At 60.0% G+C, this 5,072-nt stretch carries 2 protein-coding genes and 2 rRNA genes; all 4 read left to right on the top strand.

Annotated features, from left to right (window positions below):
• Positions 1-2,552, top strand: a 23S ribosomal RNA gene (locus OXI49_00170); the annotation flags it as partial.
• Positions 2,553-2,637: 85 nt separating this feature from the next.
• Positions 2,638-2,754 (top strand): 5S ribosomal RNA (rrf, locus tag OXI49_00165).
• Between the two features lie 492 nt (positions 2,755-3,246).
• Positions 3,247-4,140 (top strand): hypothetical protein, encoded by an 894-nt coding sequence (locus tag OXI49_00160; protein ID MDE2688909.1) that lies wholly within the window; start codon positions 3,247-3,249, stop codon positions 4,138-4,140.
• A gap of 84 nt (positions 4,141-4,224) precedes the next feature.
• Positions 4,225-5,072 (top strand): class I fructose-bisphosphate aldolase (locus OXI49_00155; protein MDE2688908.1); only part of this gene is annotated, 848 nt, incomplete at its 3' end.

The raw sequence follows: 5,072 nt of genomic DNA, 5'->3' as shown, positions 1-5,072 counted from the left end.
AGTACCGTGAGGGAAAGGTGAAAAGTACCCCGGGAGGGGAGTGAAATAGTACCTGAAACCGTTGGTTTACAAGCAGTCAGAGCGTCGTCTCAACCGATGATCTTCGGATCGTCAATCAGAGATCGCGATGGCGTGCCTTTTGAAGAATGAGCCAACGAGTTACGGTATGTGGCGAGATTAACCTGTGAAGGGAAGTCGGAGCGAAAGCGAGTCTTAATAGGGCGTACAGTCGCATGCCGTAGACCCGAAGCCGGGTGATCTATCCATGGGCAGTGTGAAGCGGGGGTAAGACTCCGTGGAGGCGCGAACCGACCTAGGTTGAAAACTGGGCGGATGACCTGTGGATAGGGGTGAAAGGCCAAACAAACCCGGAGATAGCTGGTTCTCCGCGAAATGCATTTAGGTGCAGCGTTGTGCGTTCAACCATGGAGGTAGAGCACTGGATGGGCTAGGGGGCCGACAAGCTTACCAACCTCAGCCAAACTCCGAATGCCATGGTTCTAGAGCACGGCAGTGAGACCCCGGGGGATGAGCTTCGGGGTCGAAAGGGAAACAGCCCAGACCGCCAACTAAGGTCCCTAATTTCTAGCTAAGTGGTAAACGATGTGGGATTGCACAGACAGCCAAGAGGTTGGCTTAGAAGCAGCCATCCTTGAAAGAGTGCGTAACAGCTCACTGGTCGAGTGATCCTGCGCGGACAATGTAACGGGGCTAAAGCTAGAAACCGAAGTTGCGGATTTCTGCCATTAGGCAGGAGTGGTAGCGGAGCGTCGGGCTTGGAGCGAAGCGGCAGCGCAAGCTGACGTGGACTGAGTCCGAGTGAGAATGTTGGTATGAGTAGCGAGAGAGGGGTGAGAAACCTTTCCGCCGAAAGCCCAAGGGTTCCTGGGGAAGGCTAATCCTCCCAGGGTGAGTCGGGAGCTAAGGCGAGGCCGACAGGCGTAGTCGATGCACAACCGGTTGATATTCCGGTACCGCTGTGAACGCGTCCAGGCTTAACCGGTGTTGCTAAGGGGATGCCTGTCCCGGTAAGGGACAGGAGAAACCGACCCACACCGGAGCGGCCAGCAACGCGGGGACGCAGAGAGGTAGGTGAACCCAGGCGACGGTAGTTCCTGGGGTAAGCGTGTAGGGCGGGGCCCAGGTAAGTCCGGTCCCCATAAAGCCTAAGGCGTGATACCGAACCGCATGAGGTGAAGTCACTGATCCTGTACTGCCAAGAAAAGCCGCTAGCGAGCTTTCACGGCGCCCGTACCCCAAACCAACACAGGTGGGCAGGTAGAGAATACCAAGGCGATTGGGAGAACTATGGTTAAGGAACTCGGCAAATTACATCCGTAACTTTGGGATAAGGATGACCCTAGTAAAGTAATGGACTTCGCGTCCGGAGCTTGATTGGGTGGCACAAACCAGGGGAAAGCGACTGTTTACTAAAAACACAGCAGCGTGCGAAGTCGTAAGACGCTGTATACGCTGTGACGCCTGCCCGGTGCTGGAAGGTTACGGGGAGGGGTTAGCCGTAAGGCGAAGCTCTGAACCTAAGCCCCAGTAAACGGCGGCCGTAACTATAACGGTCCTAAGGTAGCGAAATTCCTTGTCGGGTAAGTTCCGACCTGCACGAATGGCGTAACGACTTTCCCACTGTCTCAACCATAGACCCAGCGAAATTGAAGTACGAGTAAAGATGCTCGTTAGCTACAGAAGGACGGAAAGACCCCGTGGACCTTTACTACAGCTTGATATTGGTGTTTGGTATGTGTTGTGCAGGATAGGTGGGAGACTGGGAAGCATGGACGCAAGTCTGTGTGGAGTCAACCTTGAAATACCACTCTGCTCATGCTGGGCATCTAACTTGGGCCCGTAATCCGGGTTGAGGACAGTGTCAGGTGGGTAGTTTGACTGGGGCGGTCGCCTCCCAAAGAGTAACGGAGGCGCCCAAAGGTTCCCTCAGCCTGGTTGGCAATCAGGCGTCGAGTGTAATGGCACAAGGGAGCTTGACTGCGAGACCGACGGGTCGAGCAGAAACGAAAGTTGGGCATAGTGATCCGGCGGTTGCGTGTGGAAGCGCCGTCGCTCAACGGATAAAAGGTACCCCGGGGATAACAGGCTCATCTTCCCCAAGAGTCCATATCGACGGGAAGGTTTGGCACCTCGATGTCGGCTCATCGCATCCTGGGGCTGAAGCAGGTCCCAAGGGTTGGGCTGTTCGCCCATTAAAGCGGTACGCGAGCTGGGTTTAGAACGTCGTGAGACAGTTCGGTCCCTATCCTCTGTAGCCGAAGGTGATTTGAGGAAAGCTGTCCCTAGTACGAGAGGACCGGGACGGACGCAGCTCTCGTGTGCCAGTTGTTCTGCCAAGGGCATGGCTGGTTAGCGACCTGCGGAAAGGATAACCGCTGAAAGCATCTAAGTGGGAAGCCTGTTCCAAGATGAGATCACCCACCGGGACAACCGGGTAAGGCCCGTGGCAGAACACCACGTTGATAGGCCGGAAGTGTACGCATGGCAACATGTTCAGCTAACCGGTACTAATCGGCCGAGGGCTTGGTTCTACATCACTAACTCGATGTCGAAACCGATGTTCGTGCTCGCTGTGGAGTTCTTGAAGCTCTGCCTCTTTGACAAGAACATAAAGGTTTCGGTGGCGATGGCGGTGGGGTCACACCCGTTCCCATTCCGAACACGGAAGTTAAGCCCACCAGCGCCGATGGTACTTGGGTGGAGACGCCCTGGGAGAGTAGGTCGCCGCCGGATTTCGCAAACAGCGGGGAGCCATTTGGCTCCCCGCTTTCGTTAACCGCTGATTCAGCGGCCAGCCACTACACTTTGGCGGTGTCTTCCGGCGGAGGTTCTGGTCGCAAGCCTCCCAACCGCCGGAGGCCACCTCGACAGCAGGCGTCCCAGAACCGTCGCAAGGGGGGGCCTCCATCGGGGGAAGATCGCCGGAGAGGAATGCCTCCTTCGGGGCAGGATCGTCGCAAGGGGGGGCCTCCTTCGGGGGAAGATCGGCGGAGAGGAAAGCCGCCTTCGGGGGAAGATCGCCGGAGAGGAAAGCCTCCTTCGGGGGAAGATCGCCGGAGAGGAAAGCCTCCTTCGGGGGAAGATCGCCGGAGAGGAAAGCCTCCTTCGGGGGAAGATCGCCGGAGAGGAAAGCCTCCTTCGGGGGAAGATCGCCGGAGAGGAAAGCCTCCTTCGGGGGAAGATCGCCGGAGGGAAAAACCACCTCCGCCCAAGGGACCGCGCCACATGGGCTCGGTGGCCCGGAAGGGTGCGGCCAAGATCCACGAAGAGCCTCTGCCCGTCCCCGACGAAACCCCGCCCGACCCAGATCTGACACCCGAAGAGGCCGAAGAAGCCCGTCTGAGAGCAGAGCGACGGGCGGCTCGGCAGGCGCGCACCAAGCAGCTTCGGTCAGAGGCCCGAGAGGCGGTCGAGCGGGGCAATCTCACCGAGGCTCCAGCCGCCAAGCCAGGCAAGCAATCGCGGGGCCGTCGGCGCACGCCGCTGTCGGAGAGCGGCTCGCCATCTCAGTCCCAGAAGTTGGAGGAGGCAGTCGGCCAACGAATGGCGGTGACGCTCCGACAGCGGCTTGAGCGGGCCGAGGATGCCTATGAGCAAGAGGACTACCGAAGGGCTTGGCGGTCACTGGACGGCATGACCAAAGAAGCTCCCAAGGTTCCCGAGATAAGGGAGCTGGCTGGGTTGACCCTTTACCGGTTGGGCCGGTGGGATCTGGCCGCTCGAGAGCTGGAAGCCAACCGAGAGCTCACAGGGCGAACCGATCTCCATCCGGTGTTGGCCGACTGCTACCGGGCCCAGCGCCGGTGGACCGATGTAGAGCTGATTTGGGCCGAGCTGCGGGCCTCGGGGGAGAGTTCCGCAGTGCTGGCCGAGGGCCGAATCGTTGCCGCCGGCGCACTGGGCGACCGGGGGGAGCTGACCGAGGCCGTTCGCCTGCTGTCCGTTGATTTCCAGCTGCCCCGGCGGGCCAAAGAGCACCACCTCCGCCAAGCCTACGCGCTAGCCGATCTGTGCGAGCGGGCCGGCGAAATACCCCGGGCTCGGGAGCTGTTCGGCTGGCTCCGCGACCAAGACGAGCTCTACGTGGACGTGGCCGAGCGTTTGGAAGCTCTTCGTTAGCGAAATACCCCTGGGGATGCCCCTGAGGGATTCTGTCCGCCGGTAAGGTGAGAACAGTCGGCAGTTTGTTCGAAGGAGTAGGCGATCGTGGACATCGAAGGACTGTTGGGCGACGAGGCTGAATCGCTCTTATCCCATGAATCCAAGACCATTCCCCGCGAGGATTTGAGCCTTCCCGGCCCCGACTTCGTGGACCGGGTTATGGCCAGCACCGACCGCTCTCCCCAAGTGCTGCGCAACCTCCAGTCACTGTTCGACCACGGCCGGCTGGGCGGCACCGGCTATGTATCCATCCTGCCGGTGGACCAGGGAATCGAGCACTCAGGCGCGGCCTCATTCGCCCCCAATCCCCGGTACTTCGATCCCGCGGGAATCGTGGAGCTGGCCATCGAGGGAGGCTGCAACGCGGTGGCTTCCACGTTCGGCGTTCTGGGGGCCACCTCCCGTCGTTTCGCCCACCGCATTCCCTACATCGTCAAGCTCAACCACAACGAGCTGCTGACGTACCCCAACAAGTTCGACCAGGTGATGTTCGGGTCGGTGGACCAGGCCTACGACCTGGGCGCGGCCGGCGTGGGGGCCACCATCTATTTCGGCTCAGAGGAGGCCACCCGCCAGATCCAGGAAGTGGCCGAGGCCTTCCACCGGGCCCATGAGCTCGGACTGTTCACCGTGCTGTGGTGCTATCTGCGGAACTCCGAATTCAAAGTGGACGGCACCGACTACCACGCCGCGGCCGACCTCACTGGCCAGGCCAACCACATCGGGGTGACCATCGAGGCCGACATCATCAAGCAAAAGCTCCCCGAGAACAACGGGGGCTACACCGCCCTCGGGTTCGGCAAGACCCACAAGCTGGTGTACGACGAGCTCACCACCGACCACCCGATCGACCTCACCCGCTGGCAGGTGGCCAACTGCTACATGGGCCG

The organism is Acidobacteriota bacterium (genome assembly GCA_028875725.1).
Classification (GTDB): Bacteria; Acidobacteriota; Thermoanaerobaculia; order Multivoradales; family Multivoraceae; genus Multivorans.
This window is presented reverse-complemented; position numbering and strand designations above follow the sequence as displayed.

What these genes read in the sequence shown, in the direction of transcription:
- OXI49_00160 (MDE2688909.1), top strand. Translation starts at nt 3,247, where the DNA reads ATGGGCTCGGTGGCCCGGAAGGGTGCGGCCAAGATCCACGAAGAGCCT.